The organism is Streptomyces sp. NPDC101225 (assembly GCF_044767585.1).
GTDB lineage: Bacteria > Actinomycetota > Actinomycetes > Streptomycetales > Streptomycetaceae > Streptomyces.
The window spans coordinates 167,098-190,178 of the sequence record NZ_JBIWOE010000016.1 but is presented as its reverse complement, the minus strand read 5'-3'; the positions used below and the strand labels follow the sequence as shown (position 1 = coordinate 190,178).

Sequence of the window (23,081 nt, the reverse complement as noted above, 5' to 3'; positions counted from 1 at the left end):
CGGATCAACGTGCTGTTCGCGATGCTCCGCGACGGCACCTTCTACGAACCCCGAACCCCACGCCTCGCTTGACGAAAGACATAGAGGCACCCCCCCGCGCCCGATCCGCAAGACACCCGCTCAAGACCGTCGCACCCCATCGCCACCAATCACCAAAAGACCAGGTCAGCGACCCACAGGAAAGATCCCCGCAGGTCACCGTCCCGGCCAATTACTAGGAGATCGAGAAGGCGGCAGCCAGCGCGGAGCGAGCCCTTCCCTGTCCGGGCTGGGCTCGTCCGCATGTAGCTTCAGCGAGCCCTACAGTCCGCCCTCAGACATCCCGTGCACAGCGGGGATCGTCCCCAGCCGGCCCTTCTGGAAGTCCTCGAACGCCTGCTGAAGCTCTTCCCTGGTGTTCATGACGAACGGGCCGTAGTGAGCCATGGGCTCACGGATCGGCTGCCCGCCAAGGAGGACGACCTCCAGGTCCGGCGTGTGCGAGTCCTGCTTCTCGTCCGCGCGGACGGTCAGCGAACCGCCGGTGCCGAAGACCGCCGTCTGGCCGAGGTGGATCGGACGGCGCTCGGCACCGACCGAGCCCTTGCCCGCCAGCACGTACGCCAGCCCATTGAAGTCCTCCCGCCACGGCAGCGTGACCTCCGCACCCGGCGCCACCGTCGCGTGGATCATCGTGATCGGGGTGTGCGTGATGCCGGGACCGGCGTGGCCGTCCAGCTCACCGGCGATGACACGGAGCAGCGCGCCGCCGTCGGGCGTGGTCAGCAGCTGAACGTTGCCGCCGCGGATGTCCTGGTAGCGCGGAGGCATCATCTTGTCCTTGGCGGGGAGGTTCACCCACAGCTGGAGGCCGTGGAAGAGGCCGCCGGACGTGACCAGGTGCTCCGGCGGCGCCTCGATGTGCAGCAGGCCCGCGCCCGCCGTCATCCACTGCGTGTCGCCATTGGTGATGGTGCCGCCACCACCGTTGGAATCCTGGTGGTCGAAGATCCCGTCGATGATGTAGGTGACGGTCTCGAAGCCGCGGTGCGGGTGCCACGGGGTCCCTTTCGGCTCCCCAGGCTGATACTCAACCTCACCCATCTGATCCATCATGATGAACGGATCCAGGTGGCGATAGTTGATCCCCGCGAACGCCCGACGGACGGGGAAACCCTCACCTTCGAAGCCGCTCGGCGCGGTCGTAACGGCCAGCACGGGACGCGCCACGGCATCCGCCGACGCGGCCACGCGCGGCAGGGTCAGCGGGTTCTCGACAGTTACAGCAGGCATGGGTCCGACTCTCCTCTAGGTGGAAGTTTCCGCAGGTCAGCGAGCATCCGTCGAGATAATCCCCCAACTGGTAGAGTCCTCGGGCTCGCCCGGCGCGTACTCCACCTCGCCCATCTGGTCCATCATGATGAACGGGTCGAGGTACTTGTAGTTGATCCCGGCGAACGCCCGGCGCACCGGGAAGCCCTCGCCCTCGAAACCGCTCGGCGCGGTCGTGACGGCGAGCACGGGACGTGCCACGGCATCCGCCGACGCGGCCACGCGCGGCAGCGTCAGCGGGTTCTCGACGGTCACTGCAGGCATGTCGGTACCTCCTTGTGTGCGGCCAGTTTAGTTGAGCATTGAACTTTCTGCCACCCACAACAGAGGGAGCCCGGAGGGCATTCCCTCCGGGCTCCCTTGGGTGGGTGTCAGCCGTACATCCTGCGCATGGCGAACTCGACCATCTGCTCCACGGCCTTCGCGTCGAAGACCATCCGGTGCTCACCCTCCATGTCGAGGACGAAGCCGTAGCCGGTGGGGAGCAGGTCGATGACCTCGGCCCCGGTGATCACGAAGTACTTGGACTCCTTGCCGGCGTACCGGCGCAGCTCCTTGAGGGAGGTGAACATCGGGATGACCGGCTGCTGGGTGTTGTGCAGCGCGAGGAATCCGGGGTTGTCGCCGCGCGGGCAGTAGACCTTCGACGTGGCGAAGACCTGCTGGAAGTCCTCCGCGGACAACTGGCCGGTGGTGAAGGCCCGTACCGCGTCGGCGAGCGACGGCGGGGACGGCTCGGGATACAGCGGTGGCTGCTGCCCGTAACCGCCCGGGCCCGGCGGCGCCTGGGCGTACTGCTGCTGAGCACCCGCACCCACGTTCTGGTCGTAGCCGTACATGAGCGCAAGAGTACTGAGTCACAGATGACCCATTCGGGGTTGCTTCTTATTACCGACGGGTAGCATCATCGTAGCTACTTGTTGGTACGTGAACTAGAAGCAGCGCGAGGATCCACAACCAGTGCCTCGCCGATATCTCTCAACGGAGCCGTCGCCATGGGGCACTACAAGTCGAATCTCCGCGACATCGAGTTCAACCTGTTCGAAGTCCTCGGACGGGACAAGGTGTACGGCTCCGGACCGTTCGCCGAGATGGACACCGAGACCGCGAAGAGCATCCTGGAGGAGCTGACCCGTCTCGCGGAGAACGAGCTGGCCGAATCCTTCGCGGACGCCGACCGCACCCCGCCGGTCTTCGACCCGGAGACGAACACCGCCCCGGTCCCCGAGACGTTCCGCAAGAGCTACCAGGCCTTCATGGACTCGGAGTACTGGCGCCTGGGCCTGCCCGAGGAGATCGGCGGCACCACCTCCCCGCGCTCCCTGATCTGGGCGTACGCGGAGCTGGTGCTCGGCTCGAACCCGGCCGTGTGGATGTACGCCTCCGGCCCGGCCTTCGCCGGCATCCTCTTCGACGAGGGCAACGACGTGCAGAAGCACATCGCCAAGATCGCCGTGGAGAAGACCTGGGGCTCCACCATGGTGCTGACCGAGCCGGACGCCGGTTCGGACGTGGGTGCCGGGCGGACCAAGGCCGTGCAGCAGGAGGACGGCTCCTGGCACATCGAGGGCGTCAAGCGCTTCATCACCTCCGGCGAGCACGACATGGAGGAGAACATCCTCCACTACGTGCTGGCGCGGCCCGAGGGCGCCGGCCCCGGCACCAAGGGCCTGTCCCTCTTCCTCGTGCCGAAGTACCTCTTCGACTTCGAGACCGGCGAGCTGGGCGAGCGCAACGGCGTCTACGCCACCAACGTCGAGCACAAGATGGGCCTGAAGGCCTCCAACACCTGTGAGATGACCTTCGGCGACCAGCACCCCGCCAAGGGCTGGCTGATCGGCGACAAGCACGACGGCATCCGGCAGATGTTCCGGATCATCGAGTTCGCGCGGATGATGGTCGGCACGAAGGCCATCTCCACCCTCTCGACGGGCTACCTCAACGCCCTTGAGTACGCCAAGGAGCGCGTCCAGGGCCCCGACCTCGCGAACTTCATGGACAAGACCGCGCCCAAGGTCACCGTCACGCACCACCCGGACGTCCGCCGCTCGCTGATGACGCAGAAGGCGTACGCCGAGGGCATGCGCGCCCTGGTCATGTACACCGCCTCGATCCAGGACGACATCCAGGTCAAGGAGGCGGCCGGCGAGGACGCCAAGGCCGAGCACGCGCTCAACGACCTGCTCCTGCCGATCGTGAAGGGCTACGGCTCCGAGAAGGGCTACGAGCAGCTCGCCCAGTCGCTGCAGACCTTCGGCGGCTCCGGCTTCCTGCAGGAGTACCCGATCGAGCAGTACATCCGCGACGCCAAGATCGACACCCTGTACGAGGGCACCACCGCCATCCAGGGCCAGGACTTCTTCTTCCGGAAGATCGTCCGCAACCAGGGCGCCGCGCTGAACTCGCTCGCCGAGGACATCAAGAAGTTCCTGGCGCTCGGCGAGGGCGGCGAGGACCTGGCGGGCGCCCGCGAGCACCTGGCGAAGGCCGCCGTCGAACTGGAGGCCATCGTCGGCCTGATGCTGACCGACCTCGCGGCCACCGAGCAGGACGTCAAGAACATCTACAAGGTGGGCCTGAACACCACCCGCCTGCTCATGGCCTCCGGTGACGTGGTCGTCGGCCACCTGCTGCTGAAGGGGGCCGCGATCGCCGCCGAGAAGCTCCCGACGGCGGCCGGCAAGGACAAGGCGTTCTACCAGGGCAAGATCGCCGCGGCGAAGTTCTTCGCGGCGAACGTCCTGCCCGGCGTCACCGGCGCGCGCAAGCTCGCCGAGGGTGTCGCGCTGGACCTGATGGAGCTGGACGAGGCCGCGTTCTAGCACACCCGGCACGGGTTCCGGCCGCCCGGGTCTGGGTAGCCAGAATTTCATATCGCCCTCACGAGGGCCCGCTCCCGGGACGAGGAGTGGGCCCTCGTACGTCGTTAAGGTGAACCCCATGAGCGAACCCCCCCGCTTCGACCGCGGCCACACCGACGACCTGATGTCCTTCCTCGCGGCGAGCCCGTCGCCCTACCACGCGGTGGCGAGTGCCGCCGAGCGGCTGGAGAAGGCCGGGTTCCGGCAGGTCGTGGAGACGGATGCCTGGGACTCGGACGCGTCGGCGGTCTCCGCCTCGGGCAGCGGCGGCAGGTACGTGCTGCGCGGCGGCGCGATCGTGGCCTGGTACGTCCCCGAGGGCGCGGCGCCCCACACGCCGTTCCGCATCGTCGGCGCGCACACCGACTCGCCGAACCTGCGGGTCAAGCCGCAGCCGGACACCGGCGCGCACGGCTGGCGCCAGGTGGCGGTGGAGATCTACGGCGGGCCGCTGCTGAACTCCTGGCTCGACCGCGACCTGGGCCTCGCGGGCCGGCTCACCCTGCGGGACGGGTCGACGCGCCTGGTCAACGTGGACCGGCCGCTGCTGAGGGTTCCCCAGCTCGCCATCCACCTGGACCGCTCGGTGTCGGCGGAGGGCCTCAAGCTCGACAAGCAGCGCCACATGCTGCCGATCTGGGGGCTGGGCGACGACGTGCGCGAGGGCGATCTGATCGCCTTCCTGGAGGAGGAGTCCGGGCTCGACGCCGGCCAGGTCACCGGCTGGGACCTGATGACGCACTCCGTGGAGGCGCCGTCCTACCTGGGCCGGGACAAGGAGCTGGTCGCGGGGCCGCGCATGGACAACCTGCTCTCGGTCCACGCGGGCGTGGCCGCCCTGGCGGGGGTCGCCGGGCACGACCTGCCCTACATCCCCGTGCTCGCCGCCTTCGACCACGAGGAGAACGGCTCGCAGTCGGACACCGGCGCGGACGGGCCGCTGCTCGGCAGCGTGCTGGAGCGTTCGGTGTTCGCGCGCGGCGGGACCTTCGAGGACCGGGCGAGAGCCTTCGCGGGCACGGTGTGCCTGTCGTCGGACACCGGCCACGCGGTCCACCCCAACTACGCCGAGCGGCACGACCCGACGCACCACCCGCGGGTCAACGGCGGACCGATCCTCAAGGTCAACGTCAACAACCGCTACGCCACCGACGGTTCCGGCCGCGCGGTCTTCGCCGCGGCCTGTGAGCGGGCGAAGGTCCCCTTCCAGTCGTTCGTCTCCAACAACTCCATGCCGTGCGGCACCACGATCGGCCCGATCACCGCGGCCCGGCACGGCATCAGGACGGTCGACATCGGCGTGGCGATCCTGTCGATGCACAGCGCCCGCGAGCTGTGCGGGGCGGACGACCCGCACCTGCTGGCGAACGCCCTGGTGGCCTTCCTGGAGGGCGCGCCCGACGTGATGTGAGCCGCGCCGGGCCGACGTGAGCGGTCGCCTCCGCATGACCAGCGGACCTCCGGGTACCCGGAGTTGACCGAACGTCCGGAACCAACCGGACCGGACAGGAAGGCGACACTCATGGGCCTGGGCGGATGCATCGTCCTCATCGCCGCGGGAGCGATACTCACCTTCGCGACCGACTGGCACATGAAGGGGGTCAACCTCGACCTGGTCGGCATCATCCTCATGATCGTCGGGCTGATCGGCGTCACCACCTTCAGCAGCATCGCGCGCCGGCGGCGCGTGGTGGTGCCGCCGGCGACGCCGGTGGTGGAGGAGGAGGGCCACCACCACCATCACCGGAACGGCTACAGCGACGGCTACGGCGTCTGATCGTCCATCCCGGCGAGGACCAGCGGCAGGCGGTCCGCTCCCCCATCCGCGAGGCGGACCGGAAGGCCCCACTCCTGCTGGTGGACACGGCAGGCCGGGTACGCGGCGGAGTCGCCGTCGTCGCACGAGGCCGCCGTCGCGGAGACGTGCAGGACGCCCTCGCCGACCCCGGGATCGAACTCCAGGCGGCGGCTGAGGCCGGTGCCCGCGCCCGCACCCGCGCGCAACAGCTCCGGCGGGGTGGCGGAGACCAGCAGACGGGTCGAGGGGCCGTACCGGGTGTCGGGTCTCTGGCCCGCCGGTACCTGGAAGATCACGTCCAGCTCCAGGCCGCCGGGGGCGACGTCGGTGGCGGCCCGCCGGGTGCGGCGGGCGGAGGAGGCCACCTTGACGGCCTCCTCCGGCAGCCGCAGCCGGGTCAGCCGGTGCCGGGCCGACTCGACCACCACGATGTCCTCGCCGGCGAGAACCGCGTCGCTCGGCTCCCGCAGGTCCGTGGCCAGGGTGGTGACCTCGCCGGTCGCCGGGTCGAAGCGGCGCAGGGCGTGGTTGTAGGTGTCGCTGACGGCGACCGAGCCGTCGGGCAGCGCGGTGACGCCGAGAGGGTGCTGCAACAGGGCCTGCTCCGCGGCGCCGTCGCGGTGCCCGAAGTCGAACAGCCCGGTGCCGACGGCGGTGTGCACGCCGCCGTCGAGGTCCACCCAGCGCAGCGAGGACGTCTCGGAGTCGGCGAGCCAGAGGCGGTCGGCGGTGGCGGCGAGCCCGGAGGGCTGCGCGAACCAGGCTTCGGCGGCGGGGCCGTCCACGAGCCCCTCGTTCGTCGTGCCCGCCGTGACGGCGACCGTCCGCGCCCGTGGGTCGTAGGCCCACAGCTGGTGCACGCCCGCCATGGCGATCCAGACCCTGCCGCCGAAGAGGGCCACGTCCCACGGGGAGGACAGGTCGATCTCACGGGCCGGGCCGGAGGTGGGTGAACCCCGCCGCCACGGCCGGCCCGTGCCCGCCAGGGTGGTGACCTCGCCGGAGGCGAGGTCGAGCCGCCGCAGGGCGTGGTTGACGGTGTCGGCGACGACGACCGCTCCCTCGTCGAGCAGGGCGAGTCCCTGCGGCTCGCTGAACGCGGCCGAAGGGGCCGGGCCGTCCGTGAATCCACGCGTGCCGGATCCGATCCGCCGGACGACGCTCTCCCCGTCCGCCGCCAGCTCCACCAGCCGATGGCGGGTGGTGTCGCTCACCAGGAAGTTCCCGGAGGGCAGCACGAGCGCCTTGCCGGGGAAGCGCAGGGTGGTCGGCCGCGGCTCCGGTGCGACGTACGGCCCGTCACCCCGCCGCAGCGTGCCCTTCGCCGCGTGCTCGGCCTCCAGTTCCGTCACCAGGCTCTCGATGGCGTGCACATGGCCCTCACCGGCGTGCTGCGCGACGACGTACCCCTCGGGGTCGATCACCACGAGCGTCGGCCACGCGCGCACCGCGTACTGCTTCCAGGTCGCGAGCTCCGGGTCGTCGAGCACCGGGTGCGCCACCCCGTACCGCTCGACGGCGTCGACCACCGCCGCGTGCTCCGTCTCGTGCGCGAACTTCGGCGAGTGCACACCGATCACCACGACGGTGTCCGCGTGCTTCTCCTCCAGCTCACGCAGCTCGTCCAGGACGTGCAGGCAGTTGACGCAGCAGAACGTCCAGAAATCGACGACGACGATGCGCCCGCGAAGCCGGCTCAGCCCGAGGTCCTGGTCACCCGTGTTGATCCAGCCGCCCTTGCCGGTCAGCTCGGGGGCGCGTACCCGGACGCGGCGGCGAGGGGAGTCGGTCATGGATCAAGGGTGCCACCCGGCACCGACAAACGGCCCGGCAGCGGCGCACGGCACGGACGGCACGGCACGGACGGCACGGCACGGCACGGCACGGACGGCACGGCACGGACGGCCCGGCACGGCACGGACGGCCCGGCACGGCACGGACGGCCCGGCGCCGGCAGCCGGACCGGCGCCCGCTTCCGGGCCCGTCAGCGCAGGGCGTGCCCGGTGGTCGCGTCCACGTGCCCGGGAACCTCGTCGTGCCGGTCGCCGACCGTGGAGGTGCCGGTGGGTTCGAGCAGCAGGATCTCGGTGGGCACGCTCGCGTACGGCTTGTGCTCGGTGCCGCGGGGGACGGTGAAGACCGCGCCGCGCGGCAGGACGACCGTGCGCTCGCCGGCCGGTTCGCGCAGGGAGATGTGCAGTTCGCCCGAGAGCACCAGGAAGAACTCGTCGGTGTGGTCGTGGACGTGCCAGAGGTGCTCGCCCTCGACCTTGGCGACGCGGACGTCGTAGTCGTTGACGGTGGTGACGATGCGGGGGCTCCACTGCTCGGTGAAGGAGGCCAGGGCCCGGTCCAGGAAGACGGGTTCGTCGGTCATGGCCCCATCGTCCGCGGTGGCCCGGCGCCGGCGCGAGTGCTAGAAATCGCACATGCCGCAAGGATCCTCGCAACCCCGGACCCGAGGCGCCCGGACCCGAGGCGCCCGGACCCGAGGCGCCCGGACGCGGCACAGGCCGCCGCACCGGGTCGCCGTGATCGTCGACGAGGGCACCAACCCCTTCGAGGTGGGCGTGGCGACCGAGATCTTCGGGCTGCCGCGGCCGGAGCTCGGACTGCCCGCACCGCTGTACGAGGTGACGCTGTGCGCGCCCACGCGCGAGGTGCGCATGAACCACGGCTTCTTCACCCTGACGGGGGTGGCGGGCCTGGACGCCGTGGACGACGCGGACACCCTCGTCGTGCCCGGCCGGCCGGACAACGTCGTGCCCCGCGGCGCGGCCGTCCTGGAGGCCGTCCGGCGCACCCACGCGCGTGGGGCGCGCGTCATGAGCCTGTGCACCGGCACCTTCGCGCTCGCCGAGGCCGGGCTGCTCGACGGACGCCGGGCCACCACCCACTGGATGTGGGCCCGGACCTTCCACGAGCTGCATCCGAAGGTCCTGCTGGAGCCCGACGTGCTCTTCGTCGACGAGGGCCGGGTGCTGACCGCCGCGGGCAGCGCGGCCGCGCTCGACCTCGGTCTGCACGTCGTACGGCAGGACCACGGCGCGGAGGTCGCCAACGCCGTGTCCCGGCGTCTGGTCTTCGCCGCCCACCGGGACGGCGGGCAGCGGCAGTTCGTGGAACGGCCGGTGCCCGAGGTGCCCGAGGAGTCGCTCGCTCCCCTGCTGGCGTGGGCGCAGGAGCGGCTGGGGGAGCCGCTGACGGTGGCGGAGCTGGCGGCCCGCGCGGCCGTCTCCCCCGCGACCCTGCACCGCCGCTTCAGGAGTGAGCTGGGCACGACCCCGCTGGCCTGGCTGACGGGGGAGCGGGTGGCGCTCGCCTGCCGGCTGATCGAGCGCGGGGAGGAGCGGCTGGACGTGGTGGCGGCGCAGAGCGGCCTGGGGACCGCGGCGAACCTCCGCGCGCGCGTGCGGGCCGGCACCGGACTCAGCCCGTCGGCCTACCGGCGGCGTTTCGGACCGGCCGCCGGGGAAGCGGTGACGGTATGAGATTCCTCGTACGCGACCGGCTCCTCGGCTTCGGTGACGACTACTGGATCGAGGACGAGCACGGCAACAAGGTGTTCCTCGTCGACGGCAAGGCCATGCGCCTCAGGGACACCTTCGAGATCAAGGACACGCGCGGGCGCGTCCTGATCGACATCCACCAGAAGATGTTCGCCCTGCGCGACACGATGGTGATCGAGCGCGAGGGCGAGGCCCTGGCGACCATCCGGCGCAAGCGCCTGTCGCTGCTGCGCAACCACTACCGGGTCGCGCTGGCCGACGGTACCGAGCTCGACGTCAGCGGCAAGATCCTCGACCGGGAGTTCGCCGTCGAGTACGACGGCGAACTGCTCGCCGTGATCTCCCGGCGGTGGCTGCGCGTCCGGGAGACCTACGGCGTCGACGTGGTGCGCGACGACGCGGACCCGGCGCTGCTGATCGCCGTGGCGGTGTGCGTGATCCACCTGGCGGAGAAGGAACGGGAGGACTGAGGAGCGGGACCGGGCCCGCCCTGCGGGCCCTGGGCCCTGGGTCCCGGGCCCTGGGCCCTGGGTCCCGGGCCCTGGGCCCATGTCGCAACACCCCCTAGCGGCGGCGCGGCGGCTCCAGGCCGAGCATGCGGTCCTTGAGGGCGGGGAACTGCTCCCGGGTCGTCGCGACCTTTCCGGGCTCGAACTCCACCGTGAGGACCTCCTCGCCGGCGCCCGCCCGGGCCAGCACCTCGCCCCAGGGATCCACCACGATCGAGTGACCCGCCTGCGGAACTCCCGCATGGGTCCCGGCCGTTCCGCAGGCGAGCACGAACGCCTGGTTCTCGACCGCCCGCGCCTGGGCCAGCAGCGTCCAGTGCGACCGGCGGCGCTCCGGCCAGCCCGCCGGGACGACGAGGGTCTCGGCGCCGGCGTCGACGAGACCGCGGAAGAGCTCGGGGAAGCGGAGGTCGTAGCAGGTCGCGAGGCCCAGTGTGGTGCCGGGCAGACGGACCGTCACCAGATCCCGGCCCGCGCCCATCAGCACGGCCTCGCCCTTGTCGAAGCCGAAGCGGTGGATCTTGCGGTAGGCGGCGGCGAGATCGCCGGTGGGGGAGAAGAGGAGGGAGGTGTTGTAGAGGGTGCCCTCGGGGTCACGTTCGGGGATCGAGCCCGCGTGCAGCCACACGCCCGCGTCGCTCGCGGCCTTCGCCATCGCTTCGTGGGTCGGGCCCCGCAGCGGTTCGGCCTCGTCGGCGAACGCCTGGTAGGCGAAGGCGCCCGTGGTCCACAGCTCCGGCAGGACGACCAGGTCGGCTCCGGCCTGTTCACCCACCAGCGACGCCACGCGCCGTCGGCGTGAATCGACCGATTCGCCCTCGTTCACGTCGATCTGGAACAGAGAGGCGCGCACACTACCACCGTCCTGGCATTCGAGCCGTCCACACGGGCCTACGATCGTCACACGAAAGCACTGCCGGGGTGCCTCAGGGCAGCGTAACTTAGCGCCTTAAGACACCCGCCGAGTGCAGCCACCTCCCGCTGGCAACGCTGCCACCAACCGCCCGTGTACCGACCGCCGAGGGGTCCCGTTCCGTGAGTCTGCATCCCACCCTCCAGCCCTACGCCGACGCCTGGACCCACTCCATCGAAGCGATATCCGAACTGGTGGGGCCGCTTGCGGAGGGAGAGTGGAACAGGCGAACGCCGTGCCCGGGCTGGTCCGTCCGTGACGTGGTCTCCCATGTCATCGGCCTCGACTGCGAGATGCTCGGCGACCCGCGCCCCATCCACACGCTGCCACGCGACCTGTACCACGTCACCAACGACCAGCAGCGCTACACGGAGATCCAGGTCGACGTCCGCCGCCACCACACGGCACCGGAGATGACCTCCGAGCTGGAGTACGTGATCATCCGCCGCAACCGCCAGCTGCGGAACGAGAACAGGGACCCCGGCACCAAGGTGCGCGGCCCGCTCGGCGCCGAGACCACGCTCGAGGAGTCCATGCGCAAGCACGCCTTCGACGTGTGGGTGCACGAACAGGACCTGCGTGCCGCGCTCGGGCGCCCGGGCAACCTCGACTCCCCCGGCGCGCACATCGCCCGGGACGTGCTCCTCGCCAAGCTGCCGGAGGTCGTCGCCGACATGGCGTCCGCACCGCGCAGTTCGGCGATCGTCTTCGACGTGCACGGCCCGATCGAGTTCCTGCGCACCATCCGCGTCGACATCCAGGGCCGGGGCACCCTGGAGACCGCACCCGCGCTCGGCCCCGCCGCCACCCTCACCCTGGACTGGGAGACCTTCTTCCGGCTGGCCTGCGGCCGGGTGGCGCCGGAGGCCGTGGCGGACCGGGTGAAGACGGAGGGCGACGCGGAGCTGACGTCGGCGATCCTCCGGAACATCTCGGTGACCTCGTAGGGAGCGGTCCGGCTCAGCGGTCCTCACCGGTCCTCACCGGTCCTCACCGGGCGGCCGCGGACGGCACCGGCGCCGGGCGGCGGGTGACGGCCGCCTTCCCGGTGGCCGTCACCCGCCGGGACGGAGCGGCACCCGCGCCGCGCGGAGCCGGTCGCGGTGTACGGCCCCGCCTCACACCGGCACGTGCACCGTCTCCACCCGGCTCGCCACCAGCCGTTCCCGCTCGCGTCGGGCGACCCTTCTGCGCAGCCGCAGGATCTGGCTGACCCCGAGCGCCTGGAGCACGAACACCGCGGAGAAGGCGATGGTGTAGTCGTCGCCGGTGGCGTCGAGCAGGACGCCGATCGCGAACAGGGTGGTCATCGACGCGACGAAACCCCCCATGTTGGTGATCCCGGAGGCCGTCCCCTGACGCTCGGCCGGGTTGGCGGGCCGCGCGAAGTCGAAGCCGATCATCGACGCCGGGCCGCAGGCGCCGAGCACCGTGCACAGCACGATCAGCAGCCACATCGGCGCCGTGTCGGCCGGGTAGGCGAGGGCCGCCGCCCACACCGTCGCCGTCGCCGCCACGGTCCCGAGCGCCAGCGGCAGCCGCGCCACGTGGTGCCGGGCGATGACCTGGCCGTAGACGAGGCCCACGACCATGTTCGACAGGACGACCAGCGTCAGCAGTTCGCCGGCCGTGGCGCGGGACAGGCCCTGCGCCTGGACCAGGAACGGCATGCCCCACAGCAGCAGGAACACCATCGCCGGGAACTGGGTCGTGAAGTGCACCCAGAGCCCGAGGCGGGTCCCCGGCTCCCGCCAGGAGGCGGCGATCTGCCGCCGTACGTACAGGGCGCCCTGATGCGGCAGCGGCTCCGGCTCGTGGCCCTCGGGGTGGTCCTTCAGGAACAGCAGGAGCAGGACGAGGACGACGACGCCGGCGAGCGCGCTGCCCGCGAAGGCGGCCGTCCATCCCAGGCCGTGCAGCAGCCGGGACAGCACCAGGGTGGAGACCAGGTTGCCCGCCATGCCGACCAGGCCCGCGAGCTGCGCGATCATCGGCCCGCGGCGGGCCGGGAACCAGCGGGTGCCCAGCCGCAGCACGCTGATGAAGGTCAGCGCGTCGCCGCAGCCGAGCAGCGCGCGCGAGGCGAGGGCCATGCCGTAGGAGGGGGAGAAGGCGAAGCCGAGCTGGCCCGCCGTGAACAGCACCACCCCGATGGTCAGCACCTTCTTGGTGCCGAGCCGGTCCACCAGCAGGCCGACGGGTATCTGCATGCCGGCGTAGACCAGCAGCTGGAGGATCGAGAACGTGGACAGGGCCGAGGCGTTGACGTGGAAGCGGTCGGCGGCGTCGAGGCCCGCGACCCCGAGGGACGTACGGAAGATCACGGCGACGAAGTAGACGGAGACGCCGATGCTCCACACGGCCGTCGCGCGGCGGCCGCCCGGCGGATCACCCGGCAGGGCGACGGCCGGGGACGAGGAGGAGGTGGAGCTCATCGGACCTCACCCCGCGCCAGGTGCGAGAACCAGCTGACGTGCCGGTGGACGACGTCGACCGCCGCCCCCACGTCCCCGGAGCGCAGCGCCTCGAGGATCTCCGCGTGCTCGGCGAGGGTCTTGGCGACCCGGTCGGGGTGGGAGTGCATGACGGCGACGCCCATCCGCAACTGGCGGTCGCGCAGCTGGTCGTAGAGCCGGGAGAGGATCTCGTTGCCGCCGCTGCGGACGATCTCGGCGTGGAAGCAGCGGTCGGTCACGGCGGCCGCGGCGAGGTCGCCCGCGGCTACCTGTTCGCGCTGTTTCGCCAGCAGTTCCTCGAGCCGTTCCACCAGCCCCGCGGGGGCGGGCACGGCCTTGCGCGCCGCGTGCTCCTCGACCAGCAGCCGGGTCTCGACCACGTCCGCGATCTCCTGCGCGGACACGGGCAGGACCAGGGCTCCCTTCTTCGGGTAGAGCCTGATCAGCCCTTCCACCTCCAGGCGCAGCAGCGCCTCGCGCACCGGGGTGCGCGACACCCCCACGGCGTCGGCGAGTTCGCCCTCGGTCAGCAGGGTGCCGCCCTCGTAGCGGCGCTCCAGGACGCCCTGCTTGACGTGGGCGTACACACGATCGGCGGCCGGTGGCCGCTTGCTGGTCAGGGTCCCCGAGGCGCTCATGCGGACAGCATAGATACAACACGTACGCATGAAGGATCCCGTCCATCATCCGGACGGCCCTCCGTCGGAGATAATCCGCCCCAGCAAGAACACAACCTTCTGTGCTACTTACGTGTCACACACGTGCGGCTCGACTGCATTTCCCTTCAACTTGGCCGCACATCAGGGGCATTCAACGTAATCGGGGTATCTCAGTTGATTAGTGCCAATATCGGCATGAAGGGTCGCCGCCTGCGCAGAGCCGCAGCGGTCAGCGTCACCGCGGGCGCGGTGCTCGCGACCGGCGCCCTGGCCGCCGCGCCCGCACAGGCGGTCACGAAGCCCTCCATTGCGGCCAAGGGCGGCTTCGTGATGAACAACTCCAACGCCAAGACGCTCTACACCAAGGCGGCGGACACCAAGCGCTCCACCGGTTCGACCACCAAGATCATGACCGCGAAGGTCGTGCTCTCGGCGTCGCACCTGAACCTCGACTCCAAGGTGACGATCCAGAAGGCGTACAGCGACTACGTCGTCTCCAGGAACGCCTCCCAGGCGCACCTGATCGTCGGCGACAAGGTGACGGTCCGCCAGCTCCTGTACGGCCTGATGCTGCCGTCCGGCTGCGACGCCGCCTACGCGCTCGCGGACAAGTTCGGCGCGGGCTCGACGCGGGCCGCCCGGGTGAAGTCGTTCATCGGCAAGATGAACACCGCCGCGAAGAACCTGGGCCTGAAGAACACCCACTTCGACTCGTTCGACGGCATAGGGAACGGGCACAACTACTCGACGCCGCGCGACCTGACGAAGATCGCCAGCAGCGCGATGAAGAACTCCATGTTCCGCACGATCGTCAAGACGAAGTCGTACCGGGCGAAGACCGTCACCAAGACGGGCAGCACCCGCACGATGGCCACGTGGAAGAACACCAACGGGCTGCTCAGCAGCTACAGCGGCACGATCGGCGTGAAGACGGGCTCCGGCCCCGAGGCGAAGTACTGCCTCGTCTTCGCCGCCACCCGCGGCGGCAAGACGGTCATCGGCACCGTCCTCGCCTCCTCGTCCATCGCCCGGCGCGAGTCGGACGCGAAGAAGCTCATGAGCTACGGCTTCGCCAAGATCTGACGCCCTTGCGGCACGCAGGACACACAGGGCCCCGTCGCCGTCGGCGACGGGGCCCTTCCCGGCTCAGCCGGCGCTCTGCCGGACCGTCACGACCAGGTCATCAGCCGCTTCGGCTGCTCCAGGACCGCCGCCACGTCGGCCAGGACCTTGGAGCCCAGCTCACCGTCGACCAGACGGTGGTCGAAGCTCAGTGCCAGGGTGGTGACCTGACGGGGCTTCACCTTGCCCTTGTGGACCCACGGCTGGAGCTTGATCGCGCCGACCGCGAGGATCGCGGACTCGCCGGGGTTGAGGATGGGCGTCCCGGTGTCGACGCCGAAGACGCCGACGTTCGTGATGGTGACCGTGCCGCCCTGCATCGCGCCCGGGGACGTCTTGCCCTCGCGCGCGGTGGACACCAGTTCGCCGAGTGACCCGGCCAGTTGCGGCAGGGTCTGGGCGTGCGCGTCCTTGATGTTCGGGACGATCAGGCCACGCGGGGTGGCCGCCGCGATGCCCAGGTTGACGTAGTGCTTGACCACGATCTCCTGCGCCGCCTCGTCCCAGGAGGCGTTGACGTCCGGATTGCGCCGGATCGCGACCAGCAGCGCCTTGGCGATCAGCAGGAGCGGGTTCACCCGCAGGCCCGCGAACTCCTTGTCCTGCTTGAGCTCCTCGACCAGCTTCATCGTGCGGGTCACGTCCACCGTCACGAACTCCGTGACGTGCGGTGCCGTGAACGCCGAGCCGATCATGGCCTGGGCCGTGGCCTTGCGCACCCCCTTGATCGGGATGCGCGTCTCACGGGCCGCGTCGTAGGCCGGCGCGGGTGCCGCGGCGGGGACGGGGGCCGCGGGGGCCTCCACCACGGGCTGCGGGGCCTGGGCCGGAGCGAGCGCGGCGTGCACGTCCTCGCGCGTGATGACGCCGTCCGGGCCGGACGGGATGACCGTCGCCAGGTCGACGCCCAGGTCCTTCGCCAGCTTGCGCACCGGCGGCTTGGCCAGCGGGCGCGGCTTCTCGGCGGTCTCCGCCAGGGGGGCGGCGGGTGCGCCGGCCGGACCGTGGCCGTTCAGCTCCGACTGGATCGCCGTGGAGGCCTGGGCGACCTCGACCTCGGGGCCCTTGCGCGGGCGGCGCTTGGTGGACGACGCCGCCACGCCGTAGCCCACCAGGACCGGCTGGCGGCCCGAGCCCTCGGGCGCCGCCTCCCGGGGGGCGTCCGGGACCTCCGGGGCCGTCTCCTCGGGCTCCGGCTCGGCGGCCGCCGAGCCGGACACGTCCACCGCGATGATCGCCGTGCCCACGTCCACCGTGGTGCCCTCGGGGAAGTGCAGGCCACGGACCACCCCGTCGTACGGGATGGGCAGTTCGACCGCCGCCTTCGCCGTCTCGACCTCGCAGACCACCTGGCCGTCGGTGACCGTGTCACCGGGCTGGACGAACCACTTGAGGATCTCGGCCTCGGTGAGGCCCTCGCCCACGTCCGGCATCCTGAACTCGCGTACGGACGCTTCCGTCATCGTCGTCACGACCCTCTCCTCAGTACGCCAGGGCGCGGTCGACGGCGTCGAGCACCCGGTCCAGGCCCGGCAGGTACTCCTCCTCCAGGCGGGCCGGCGGGTACGGGGCGTGGTAGCCGCCGACCCGGAGCACCGGGGCCTCCAGGTGGTAGAAGCAGCGCTCCGTGATCCGGGCGGCGATCTCCGCGCCCGAGCCGAAGAACACCGGCGCCTCGTGGACCACGACCAGGCGGCGCGTCCTCTCCACCGAGGCCTGGAGGGAGTCGAAGTCCAGCGGGGACACCGACCGCAGGTCCAGGACCTCCAGGGACTTGCCCTCCTCGGCGGCCGCGTCGGCCACCTCCTGGCAGAGCTTCACCATGGGGCCGTACGCGGCGAGGGTGAGGTCGGTGCCCGGGCGGACGATCCGCGCCTTGTGCAGCGGCCCCGGGATCGCCTCGGTGTTGACCTCGGCCTTGTCCCAGTAGCGCCGCTTCGGCTCGAAGAAGATCACCGGGTCGTCGCTCTGGATGGCCTGCTGCATCATCCAGTAGGCGTCCGAGGCGTTGGACGGCGAGACGACCTTCAGGCCCGCCACGTGCGCGAACAGCGACTCCGGGGACTCGGAGTGGTGCTCGACCGCGCCGATGCCGCCGCCGTAGGGGATGCGGACGACGACCGGGAGCTTGACCTTGCCCAGCGAGCGCGCGTGCATCTTCGCGAGCTGGGTGACGATCTGGTCGTAGGCCGGGAAGACGAAACCGTCGAACTGGATCTCCACGACCGGGCGGTAGCCGCGCAGGGCCAGGCCGATCGCGGTGCCGACGATGCCGGACTCGGCCAGTGGGGTGTCGATCACCCGGCTCTCGCCGAAGTCCTTCTGCAGGCCGTCCGTCACCCGGAAGACACCGCCGAGCTTGCCGACGTCCTCGCCCATGACGAGGACCTTGGGGTCGGTCTCCAGGGCACGCCGCAGCGACTCGTTGATCGCCTTGGCCAGAGCCAGCTTCTCCGCCGCCATGGTCAGACCCCCTCTGCGTCCGTGAACGACGCCTGGTAGGCGGCGAACTGGGCGCGCTCCTCGTCGACGAGCGCGTGCCCGTCCGCGTACACGTTCTCGAAGATGGCGAAGTGGTCCGGGTCCGGCATGGCGCGGACCGCCTCACGCACTCGCTTGCCCAACGCTTCGCTCTCGGCCTCGAGTTCCGCGAAGAATCCCTCGTCCGCGTGGTTTGCGGACTCCAGGTACCGGCGCAGGCGCAGGATCGGGTCCTTCGCCTCCCAGGCCTCGCGCTCCTCGTCGGCCCGGTACTTCGTCGGGTCGTCGGAGGTGGTGTGCGCCCCCATGCGGTAGGTGTACGCCTCGACGAGCGTCGGGCCCTCGCCGCCACGGGCCCGCTCCAGCGCCCACCGGGTGACCGCGAGGCAGGCCAGCACGTCGTTGCCGTCCACCCGCACGCCCGGGAAGCCGTAGCCCTGCGCGCGCTGGTAGAGCGGGACGCGGGTCTGCTTCTCGGTGGGCTCGGAGATCGCCCACTGGTTGTTCTGGCAGAAGAACACCACCGGGGCGTTGTAGACCGCGGAGAAGGTGAAGGACTCCGCGACGTCGCCCTGGCTGGAGGCGCCGTCGCCGAAGTAGGCGATCACCGCGCTGTCCGCGCCGTCCTTGGCCACGCCCATCGCATAGCCCGTCGCGTGCAGCGTCTGGGAGCCGATGACGATGGTGTAGAGGTGGAAGTTGTTGCCGTTGGGGTCCCAGCCGCCGTTGTTCACGCCGCGGAACATGCCCAGCAGGTTGGTGGGGTCGACCCCGCGGCACCAGGCGACGCCGTGCTCGCGGTAGGTCGGGAAGACGTAGTCGTCCACGCGGGTGGCCCGGCCGGAGCCGATCTGGGCGGCCTCCTGGCCCAGCAGCGAGGCCCACAGGCCCAGCTCGCCCTGGCGCTGCAGCGCGGTGGCCTCGGCGTCGAAGCGCCGGGTGAGCACCATGTCGCGGTACAGGCCGCGGAGCTCGTCGGGGGTGATGCCGGCGACGTACTTGTCGTACTCGGCGTTCTTCAGCCGCTCGCCCTCGGGCGTCAGCAGCTGTACGAGTTCGGGGTCGGTGCCGGGCGCGTTCTTTGCGGTCGTGCGCTTGCCGGCCGTGCTCTTGGTTCCGGCGCTGCGTCGCGGTTTGCGCGCGGCAGTGCTCTCCACGGTCACGTGTGCTCCTCCGTCGGTCCGGCTACCCGGGTTCGCCGGGTGCCAGTGCGGCTCACCTTTCCCCCAGACGCACAGGGTGGGTGCGGCCCGGTCGGGGACAGGCGTGACAGGTGCCCCGGCGAGCGCCCTGCAGAAGGCACGTTACCCAGTGCTCCACAATTCTGTGAAACCCCTCCTGACCTGCGATTTTGCTTGGATTTCCAAGTAAATCGCGAAAGCCTGGAACAAGTCCTGGTCACAGCCTTGCAGGGGGCCGGAACAACGGCACGTTATCCCGGTGACCCAGCTCACGGGAAGAGTCCCCCTCGGGCGGCCCTCCTTCCCCTGTGTGAGACTGCGCATTGTGCGCGAAGATGGAAAAATCCGGGTATTCCTCCTCGACGATCACGAAGTGGTCCGGCGTGGCGTGCACGAGTTGCTGGCGGGCGAGGACGACATCGAGGTGGTCGGCGAGGCGGGTACGGCCGCCGAGGCGCTGGCGCGCATTCCGGCCACCCGGCCCGACGTCGCGGTGCTCGACGTACGGCTCCCGGACGGCAGCGGCGTCGAGGTGTGCCGGGACGTCCGCTCCCGGGACGCGTCCGTGCGGTGCCTGATGCTCACCTCGTACGCCGACGACGAGGCGCTGTTCGACGCGATCATGGCGGGCGCCTCCGGCTACGTCCTCAAGGCCATCCGAGGGACCGAACTGCTGACGGCCGTGCGGGACGTGGCGGCCGGGAGGTCCCTGCTCGACCCGGTGGCCACCGCGCGCGTGCTGGAGCGGCTGCGCGGCGGGGGCGGCCCCCGGGAGGACGACCGGCTCGCCCACCTCACCGGCCAGGAGCGCAGGATCCTCGACCTGATCGGCGAGGGTCTCACCAACCGCCAGATCGGCGAGCAGCTGCACCTGGCCGAGAAGACGATCAAGAACTACGTGTCCGGCCTGCTGTCCAAACTCGGGATGCAGCGGCGCTCCCAGGCGGCCGCGTACGTGGCACGCATGCAGGCGGAAAAGCACTGAGAGTGATCGGATGGCGAGCAAATGGGGACTTACGTCCCTGTTGCCACCCGCCTCCCGCACGCACAGTGAGTCCATGCACTCCGACGCACGGCTCGCCGTCGACCTGCTCGCCCGCACCGGCCACGGCCACATCGCCACCAGCGTGCGCGCCCTGCCCTTCCTGGCCTTCGCCCGGCACGTCGTCCAGGACGGCCGGGTGCTGCTGCGGCTGCCCCGCAGCTGCGGCTGCCACCGGGCCTGCGTCGGCAGCGTCGTCGCCTACGGCTCCGACAACCTGAGCTCGGCGCGGCCGGGCGAGGGCCTGTGGTCCGTCCAGATCGTCGGCGCGTGCGCGGACCACGAGCCGACGGCCGCCGAGTCCGAGCGGTTCGGGGCGGCGCCCCGGACGGTGGACGGAGTGCCCTACGAACCCGTCCATCTGCGCATCGAGCCGCAGTTCGGGAGCGTGCACTCGGCCGACGACGGCCTGGAACGCCATTTCGCGCACATGCTGTGACCGATTGCGACTGCCTGTGACAACGCCCAGTTCACGGGCCCGGCTCGTGCCCTACCATCTGGCGCGTGCCGCGCTCCTCCGTACCACCCCCCGTGCCTCACGCGCCCCCGCTGGGCGACGTGCTGCGCCAGTACACCGCCGGTTCCGCCGTCGCCTGCGAGCCCGTCGACCAGGGCCTGCTCAACCGGGGCTACCGGCTGTGCACCACGCGCGGCCGCTACTTCCTCAAGCACCACTTCGACCCCGAGACCGCCGATCCGGCCGCCATCGCCCGCCAGCACCGCGCCACCCAGCGTCTGGCCGACCTCGGCGTGCCGGTCGCGCCCCCGCTGCCCGGCCGGGACGGCCGTACCGTCGCCGTCGTCGGCGGGCACGCCTACGCGCTGCACCCCTGGGTCGAGGGGCGGCACCGGCACGGCGGGCAGCTCACCCCCGCGCAGTGCGGCCGGCTCGGCGCGCTGCTGGGGGTGGTGCACGCGAGCCTGGAGCGCGTGATGCCGGCACACGCGCGTGCCCGCACCGCGCCCGCGGCCGCCGACCCCGCCGACACCTTCACCCTCATCGACGACCTGCTCGGCCGGGTGGGCAGGCACCGCCCCGCCGACTCCTTCGACGAACTGGCCCGCCACCGCCTGCTGGAACGGCGCACGCTGCTGGAACAGCACGCCGACCGGCGTCCTCCGTGCGGGAGTCCGGTGGGCTGGGTGCACGGCGACTTCCACCCGTTCAACCTGCTCTACCAGGGTGACGCGCCCGCCGCGATCGTCGACTGGGACCGGCTGGGCCTCCGCCCGCGCGCGGAGGAGGCCGTGCGTGCCGCCGCGATCTTCTTCGTACGGCCCGCCGGGGCCCTCGACCTGCCCAAGGTGCGCGCCTACGCGCGTGCGTACCGGCGGGCGGCGGGCGCCACGCCCTCCGAGCTCGCGGCGGCCGTGCACCGCGTGTGGTGGGAGCGCCTCAACGACTTCTGGATGCTGCGCTGGCACTACGAACGCGGCGACACCCGCGCCGACCCCCAGTTCCCGGCCGCCTCCGCCCTGGCGGTGTGGTGGACGCGGGAGTACGACGCGGTGTGCGGGGCGTTCGTGGACTGAGCCGTCAGCCGCCGCTGCCCTGGGTCCCGCCGCCGTTGCCGGCGCCGCCGTCCGTCGGGTCACCCGTCGGATCGCCCGTCGGGTCGGTCTGCGTCTGCGTCGGCTGCGCCGTCGGCTTCGAGGACGTCGGCTGGTCCGTCGGCTCGTCCGTGGGCTCGTCCGTGGCGCTCTGGGACGGCGTGTACGACGGCGTGTACGAGGGCGTGTAGTCCCCCGAGCCGCCGCGCGTGGAGTTGTCGTCCGTGGAGGTGTCCGTCGGGTCGTCGCTCGGCTCGGAGCTGGGCGTCCGGCTGGCCGAGTCGTCCTTCGTGGACTGCTCGGCGCTGGGCGACTTGGTGGTGCCCGTGCCGCCGCCTCCGCCGCCGCCGTTGTTCAGGGCCAGCGCGACGCCCGCCGCGATGGCGATCACCGCGAGCACGGCGAGGATCCACAGCTTTCCGCGGCCGCTGCCCCGGTTGCCGTGCCCCTCGAAGCCGCCGTCGTCCGGCCCGCCGTAGCCGCCGATCATGCCCTGCTGCGGGATCTGCGCGGTCCCGGAGGCGTCTCCGGGGTGCGGCAGCACCTGGGTGCCGGCGAAGCCCCCGGCGGGCGTGTGCCGGCCCTCGTGCACGGCGACCGGGCCGGTGTTCCAGGTGCCGGTGTGGCCGCCCTGGTCGTAGAGCATCTGCAGGCCGTACTGGACGAGCCCGCGCATCTCCTCGGCGGTCTGGAAGCGGTCGTCCGGCTCCTTCGCCAGGGAGCGCATGACCAGGCCGTCGAGCTCCGGCGGGGACGCGCCGCCCGAGGTCTGCGACGGCGGCACCGGCGCGTCCTGGACGTGCTGGTAGACCACCGACAGCGGGGTCTCGCCGACGAACGGGGGCCGCAGGGCGAGGAGTTCGTAGAGCAGGCAGCCCGTCGCGTAGAGGTCGGAACGGTGGTCGACGGCCTTGCCGAGCGCCTGCTCCGGGGAGAGGTACTGGGGGGTGCCCATGACCATGCCGGTCTGCGTCATCGTGGTGGACGCGCCGTGCAGGGCGCGGGCGATGCCGAAGTCCATCACCTTGACGGCGCCGGTGTCGGTGATGATGACGTTCGCCGGCTTGATGTCGCGGTGCACGATGCCGTGCTGGTGCGAGTAGGCGAGCGCCTCCAGCACACCGGAGACGATGATCAGGGCCTGCTCGGGGCCCGGCGCCTCGGCGTTGATCAACAGGTCGCGGATGGTGCGGCCTTCGACGATCTCCATGACGATGTACGGGACCGCCTGGCCGCCCACGTAGTCCTCGCCGGAGTCGTACACGGCGACGATCGCGTGGTGGTTGAGGCCGGCCACGGACTGGGCCTCGCGCGTGAACCGGGCCTTGGAGACCGGGTCCTCGGCGAGGTCGGCGCGCAGCAGCTTGACCGCGACGGTGCGCCCCAGACGCACGTCCTCGGCGGCGAACACCTCTGCCATGCCGCCGCGGCCGAGTCTGCGGGTCAGCCGGTACCGGCCGTCGCCGACAAGCCCGCCGTTGCCCCACGTCTCCGGCGCATCTGACATGCCGCCGCCAGTCGCCTCGGGGTCGGACGGGCCCTGGGCGCGCTGCTGCTGTGCCATCAGTCCTCGCCGTCGTTTCTGCCCGCGGTGAGCGCGGTGTTGTTACGGTCTCCGTCGGCCACGCTACAGCCTCAACGCAAGCCGCCGGTCCGAGAAGAGTGCCGGAACCGGATCGGGACGGACC

At 71.2% G+C, this 23,081-nt stretch carries 21 protein-coding genes and 1 pseudogene; 10 read left to right on the top strand and 12 right to left on the bottom strand.

All coding sequences use genetic code 11. The annotated features are described in order from the left end of the window. Positions 1-300: 300 nt before the first annotated feature. The 3 genes and pseudogenes from ACIRPX_RS23285 to ACIRPX_RS23275 form a co-directional block, all read right to left on the bottom strand. Positions 301-1,272, bottom strand: a complete 972-nt coding sequence (locus ACIRPX_RS23285) for a pirin family protein (RefSeq protein WP_404197701.1) — start codon at positions 1,270-1,272, stop codon at positions 301-303. A 93-nt stretch (positions 1,273-1,365) separates the two neighbouring features. After that, positions 1,366-1,575: pseudogene (locus ACIRPX_RS23280) on the bottom strand (pirin family protein); the annotation flags it as partial. Between the two features lie 107 nt (positions 1,576-1,682). Beyond that, positions 1,683-2,150 carry an SseB family protein gene (locus tag ACIRPX_RS23275; RefSeq protein ID WP_384256189.1) on the bottom strand — a complete coding sequence of 156 codons (468 nt, stop codon included), beginning with the start codon at positions 2,148-2,150 and terminating at the stop codon, positions 1,683-1,685. A gap of 156 nt (positions 2,151-2,306) precedes the next feature. On the opposite strand from ACIRPX_RS23275, the gene ACIRPX_RS23270 reads away from it, so the two are divergent. The 3 genes from ACIRPX_RS23270 (at position 2,307) to ACIRPX_RS23260 (ending at position 5,949) form a co-directional block, all read left to right on the top strand. Beyond that, positions 2,307-4,133: an acyl-CoA dehydrogenase gene (locus ACIRPX_RS23270; protein ID WP_404197698.1), complete on the top strand. Its 1,827-nt coding sequence runs from the start codon at positions 2,307-2,309 to the stop codon at positions 4,131-4,133. Positions 4,134-4,251: 118 nt separating this feature from the next. Continuing rightward, complete coding sequence (locus tag ACIRPX_RS23265; RefSeq protein WP_404197695.1) at positions 4,252-5,583, top strand: M18 family aminopeptidase; 1,332 nt, start codon at positions 4,252-4,254, stop codon at positions 5,581-5,583. A 111-nt stretch (positions 5,584-5,694) separates the two neighbouring features. After that, complete coding sequence (locus tag ACIRPX_RS23260) at positions 5,695-5,949, top strand: DUF6458 family protein (RefSeq protein ID WP_404197693.1); 255 nt, start codon at positions 5,695-5,697, stop codon at positions 5,947-5,949. Here the strand turns inward: ACIRPX_RS23260 and ACIRPX_RS23255 are convergent. Continuing rightward, complete coding sequence (locus ACIRPX_RS23255; RefSeq protein ID WP_404197690.1) at positions 5,937-7,763, bottom strand: NHL domain-containing thioredoxin family protein; 1,827 nt, start codon at positions 7,761-7,763, stop codon at positions 5,937-5,939. The genes ACIRPX_RS23260 and ACIRPX_RS23255 overlap by 13 nt on opposite strands. 191 nt (positions 7,764-7,954) lie before the next feature. Further along, positions 7,955-8,347: a cupin domain-containing protein gene (locus ACIRPX_RS23250; RefSeq protein ID WP_404197687.1), complete on the bottom strand. Its 393-nt coding sequence runs from the start codon at positions 8,345-8,347 to the stop codon at positions 7,955-7,957. 52 nt (positions 8,348-8,399) lie between these two features. Here ACIRPX_RS23250 and ACIRPX_RS23245 point away from each other — a divergent pair, with 52 nt between their 5' ends. Together ACIRPX_RS23245 and ACIRPX_RS23240 are read left to right on the top strand one after the other, a co-directional pair. Beyond that, entirely contained in the window at positions 8,400-9,461 is a 1,062-nt protein-coding gene (locus tag ACIRPX_RS23245; protein ID WP_404197683.1) for a helix-turn-helix domain-containing protein, read from the top strand. Then, entirely contained in the window at positions 9,458-9,949 is a 492-nt protein-coding gene (locus ACIRPX_RS23240) for an LURP-one-related/scramblase family protein (RefSeq protein ID WP_404197680.1), read from the top strand. The genes ACIRPX_RS23245 and ACIRPX_RS23240 overlap by 4 nt, the downstream gene beginning before the upstream one ends. A 94-nt stretch (positions 9,950-10,043) precedes the next feature. Here ACIRPX_RS23240 and ACIRPX_RS23235 read toward each other — a convergent pair whose 3' ends face one another. After that, on the bottom strand, positions 10,044-10,841 hold the full coding sequence (locus tag ACIRPX_RS23235) for a carbon-nitrogen family hydrolase (protein ID WP_404197677.1): 798 nt from the start codon (positions 10,839-10,841) through the stop codon (positions 10,044-10,046). Positions 10,842-11,023: 182 nt separating this feature from the next. Here ACIRPX_RS23235 and ACIRPX_RS23230 point away from each other — a divergent pair, with 182 nt between their 5' ends. Then, positions 11,024-11,848: a maleylpyruvate isomerase family mycothiol-dependent enzyme gene (locus ACIRPX_RS23230; RefSeq protein ID WP_404197674.1), complete on the top strand. Its 825-nt coding sequence runs from the start codon at positions 11,024-11,026 to the stop codon at positions 11,846-11,848. Between the two features lie 171 nt (positions 11,849-12,019). Here ACIRPX_RS23230 and ACIRPX_RS23225 read toward each other — a convergent pair whose 3' ends face one another. Together ACIRPX_RS23225 and ACIRPX_RS23220 are read right to left on the bottom strand one after the other, a co-directional pair. Continuing rightward, positions 12,020-13,336, bottom strand: a complete 1,317-nt coding sequence (locus ACIRPX_RS23225; RefSeq protein ID WP_404197671.1) for a nitrate/nitrite transporter — start codon at positions 13,334-13,336, stop codon at positions 12,020-12,022. After that, complete coding sequence (locus tag ACIRPX_RS23220) at positions 13,333-13,995, bottom strand: GntR family transcriptional regulator (protein WP_404197668.1); 663 nt, start codon at positions 13,993-13,995, stop codon at positions 13,333-13,335. Before ACIRPX_RS23220 ends, ACIRPX_RS23225 begins: the two co-directional genes overlap by 4 nt. A gap of 216 nt (positions 13,996-14,211) precedes the next feature. On the opposite strand from ACIRPX_RS23220, the gene ACIRPX_RS23215 reads away from it, so the two are divergent. Further along, complete coding sequence (locus ACIRPX_RS23215; protein WP_404197665.1) at positions 14,212-15,099, top strand: D-alanyl-D-alanine carboxypeptidase family protein; 888 nt, start codon at positions 14,212-14,214, stop codon at positions 15,097-15,099. 86 nt (positions 15,100-15,185) lie between these two features. On the opposite strand, the gene ACIRPX_RS23210 is transcribed toward ACIRPX_RS23215, so the two are convergent. From ACIRPX_RS23210 to pdhA, 3 genes are read right to left on the bottom strand one after another with little or no spacing between them, the layout of a single operon-like run. Then, complete coding sequence (locus ACIRPX_RS23210; protein ID WP_404197662.1) at positions 15,186-16,610, bottom strand: dihydrolipoamide acetyltransferase family protein; 1,425 nt, start codon at positions 16,608-16,610, stop codon at positions 15,186-15,188. Positions 16,611-16,620: 10 nt separating this feature from the next. Then, positions 16,621-17,601, bottom strand: coding sequence for an alpha-ketoacid dehydrogenase subunit beta (locus tag ACIRPX_RS23205; RefSeq protein ID WP_404197660.1), 981 nt, complete (start codon positions 17,599-17,601; stop codon positions 16,621-16,623). Positions 17,602-17,603: 2 nt separating this feature from the next. After that, a complete protein-coding gene (gene pdhA, locus ACIRPX_RS23200; RefSeq protein WP_404197657.1) occupies positions 17,604-18,782 on the bottom strand; it encodes a pyruvate dehydrogenase (acetyl-transferring) E1 component subunit alpha in 1,179 nt (392 codons plus the stop codon). A 343-nt stretch (positions 18,783-19,125) separates the two neighbouring features. On the opposite strand from pdhA, the gene ACIRPX_RS23195 reads away from it, so the two are divergent. The 3 genes from ACIRPX_RS23195 to ACIRPX_RS23185 all read left to right on the top strand — a co-directional run bounded on the left by ACIRPX_RS23195 (position 19,126) and on the right by ACIRPX_RS23185 (position 21,375). Then, positions 19,126-19,785 (top strand): response regulator, encoded by a 660-nt coding sequence (locus ACIRPX_RS23195; RefSeq protein WP_404197654.1) that lies wholly within the window; start codon positions 19,126-19,128, stop codon positions 19,783-19,785. A 73-nt stretch (positions 19,786-19,858) separates the two neighbouring features. Then, the gene (locus ACIRPX_RS23190; protein ID WP_404197651.1) at positions 19,859-20,281 is read left to right on the top strand and encodes a pyridoxamine 5'-phosphate oxidase family protein; all 423 of its coding nucleotides are present in this window, start codon (positions 19,859-19,861) and stop codon (positions 20,279-20,281) included. Positions 20,282-20,373: 92 nt separating this feature from the next. After that, complete coding sequence (locus ACIRPX_RS23185) at positions 20,374-21,375, top strand: phosphotransferase (protein WP_404197648.1); 1,002 nt, start codon at positions 20,374-20,376, stop codon at positions 21,373-21,375. A gap of 4 nt (positions 21,376-21,379) precedes the next feature. Here the strand turns inward: ACIRPX_RS23185 and ACIRPX_RS23180 are convergent, their stop codons facing one another. Next, positions 21,380-22,957, bottom strand: a complete 1,578-nt coding sequence (locus ACIRPX_RS23180) for a protein kinase (protein WP_404197645.1) — start codon at positions 22,955-22,957, stop codon at positions 21,380-21,382. Between the last annotated feature and the right edge of the window lie 124 nt (positions 22,958-23,081).

What these genes read in the sequence shown, in the direction of transcription:
- ACIRPX_RS23270 (WP_404197698.1), top strand. Translation starts at nt 2,307, where the DNA reads ATGGGGCACTACAAGTCGAATCTCCGCGACATCGAGTTCAACCTGTTC.
- ACIRPX_RS23205 (WP_404197660.1), bottom strand. Translation starts at nt 17,601, where the DNA reads ATGGCGGCGGAGAAGCTGGCTCTGGCCAAGGCGATCAACGAGTCGCTG.
- ACIRPX_RS23180 (WP_404197645.1), bottom strand. Translation starts at nt 22,957, where the DNA reads ATGGCACAGCAGCAGCGCGCCCAGGGCCCGTCCGACCCCGAGGCGACT.
- ACIRPX_RS23220 (WP_404197668.1), bottom strand. Translation starts at nt 13,995, where the DNA reads ATGAGCGCCTCGGGGACCCTGACCAGCAAGCGGCCACCGGCCGCCGAT.
- ACIRPX_RS23285 (WP_404197701.1), bottom strand. Translation starts at nt 1,272, where the DNA reads ATGCCTGCTGTAACTGTCGAGAACCCGCTGACCCTGCCGCGCGTGGCC.
- ACIRPX_RS23265 (WP_404197695.1), top strand. Translation starts at nt 4,252, where the DNA reads ATGAGCGAACCCCCCCGCTTCGACCGCGGCCACACCGACGACCTGATG.
- ACIRPX_RS23255 (WP_404197690.1), bottom strand. Translation starts at nt 7,763, where the DNA reads ATGACCGACTCCCCTCGCCGCCGCGTCCGGGTACGCGCCCCCGAGCTG.
- ACIRPX_RS23245 (WP_404197683.1), top strand. Translation starts at nt 8,400, where the DNA reads ATGCCGCAAGGATCCTCGCAACCCCGGACCCGAGGCGCCCGGACCCGA.
- ACIRPX_RS23275 (WP_384256189.1), bottom strand. Translation starts at nt 2,150, where the DNA reads ATGTACGGCTACGACCAGAACGTGGGTGCGGGTGCTCAGCAGCAGTAC.
- ACIRPX_RS23190 (WP_404197651.1), top strand. Translation starts at nt 19,859, where the DNA reads ATGCACTCCGACGCACGGCTCGCCGTCGACCTGCTCGCCCGCACCGGC.
- ACIRPX_RS23215 (WP_404197665.1), top strand. Translation starts at nt 14,212, where the DNA reads ATGAAGGGTCGCCGCCTGCGCAGAGCCGCAGCGGTCAGCGTCACCGCG.
- ACIRPX_RS23240 (WP_404197680.1), top strand. Translation starts at nt 9,458, where the DNA reads ATGAGATTCCTCGTACGCGACCGGCTCCTCGGCTTCGGTGACGACTAC.
- ACIRPX_RS23260 (WP_404197693.1), top strand. Translation starts at nt 5,695, where the DNA reads ATGGGCCTGGGCGGATGCATCGTCCTCATCGCCGCGGGAGCGATACTC.
- ACIRPX_RS23250 (WP_404197687.1), bottom strand. Translation starts at nt 8,347, where the DNA reads ATGACCGACGAACCCGTCTTCCTGGACCGGGCCCTGGCCTCCTTCACC.
- ACIRPX_RS23225 (WP_404197671.1), bottom strand. Translation starts at nt 13,336, where the DNA reads ATGAGCTCCACCTCCTCCTCGTCCCCGGCCGTCGCCCTGCCGGGTGAT.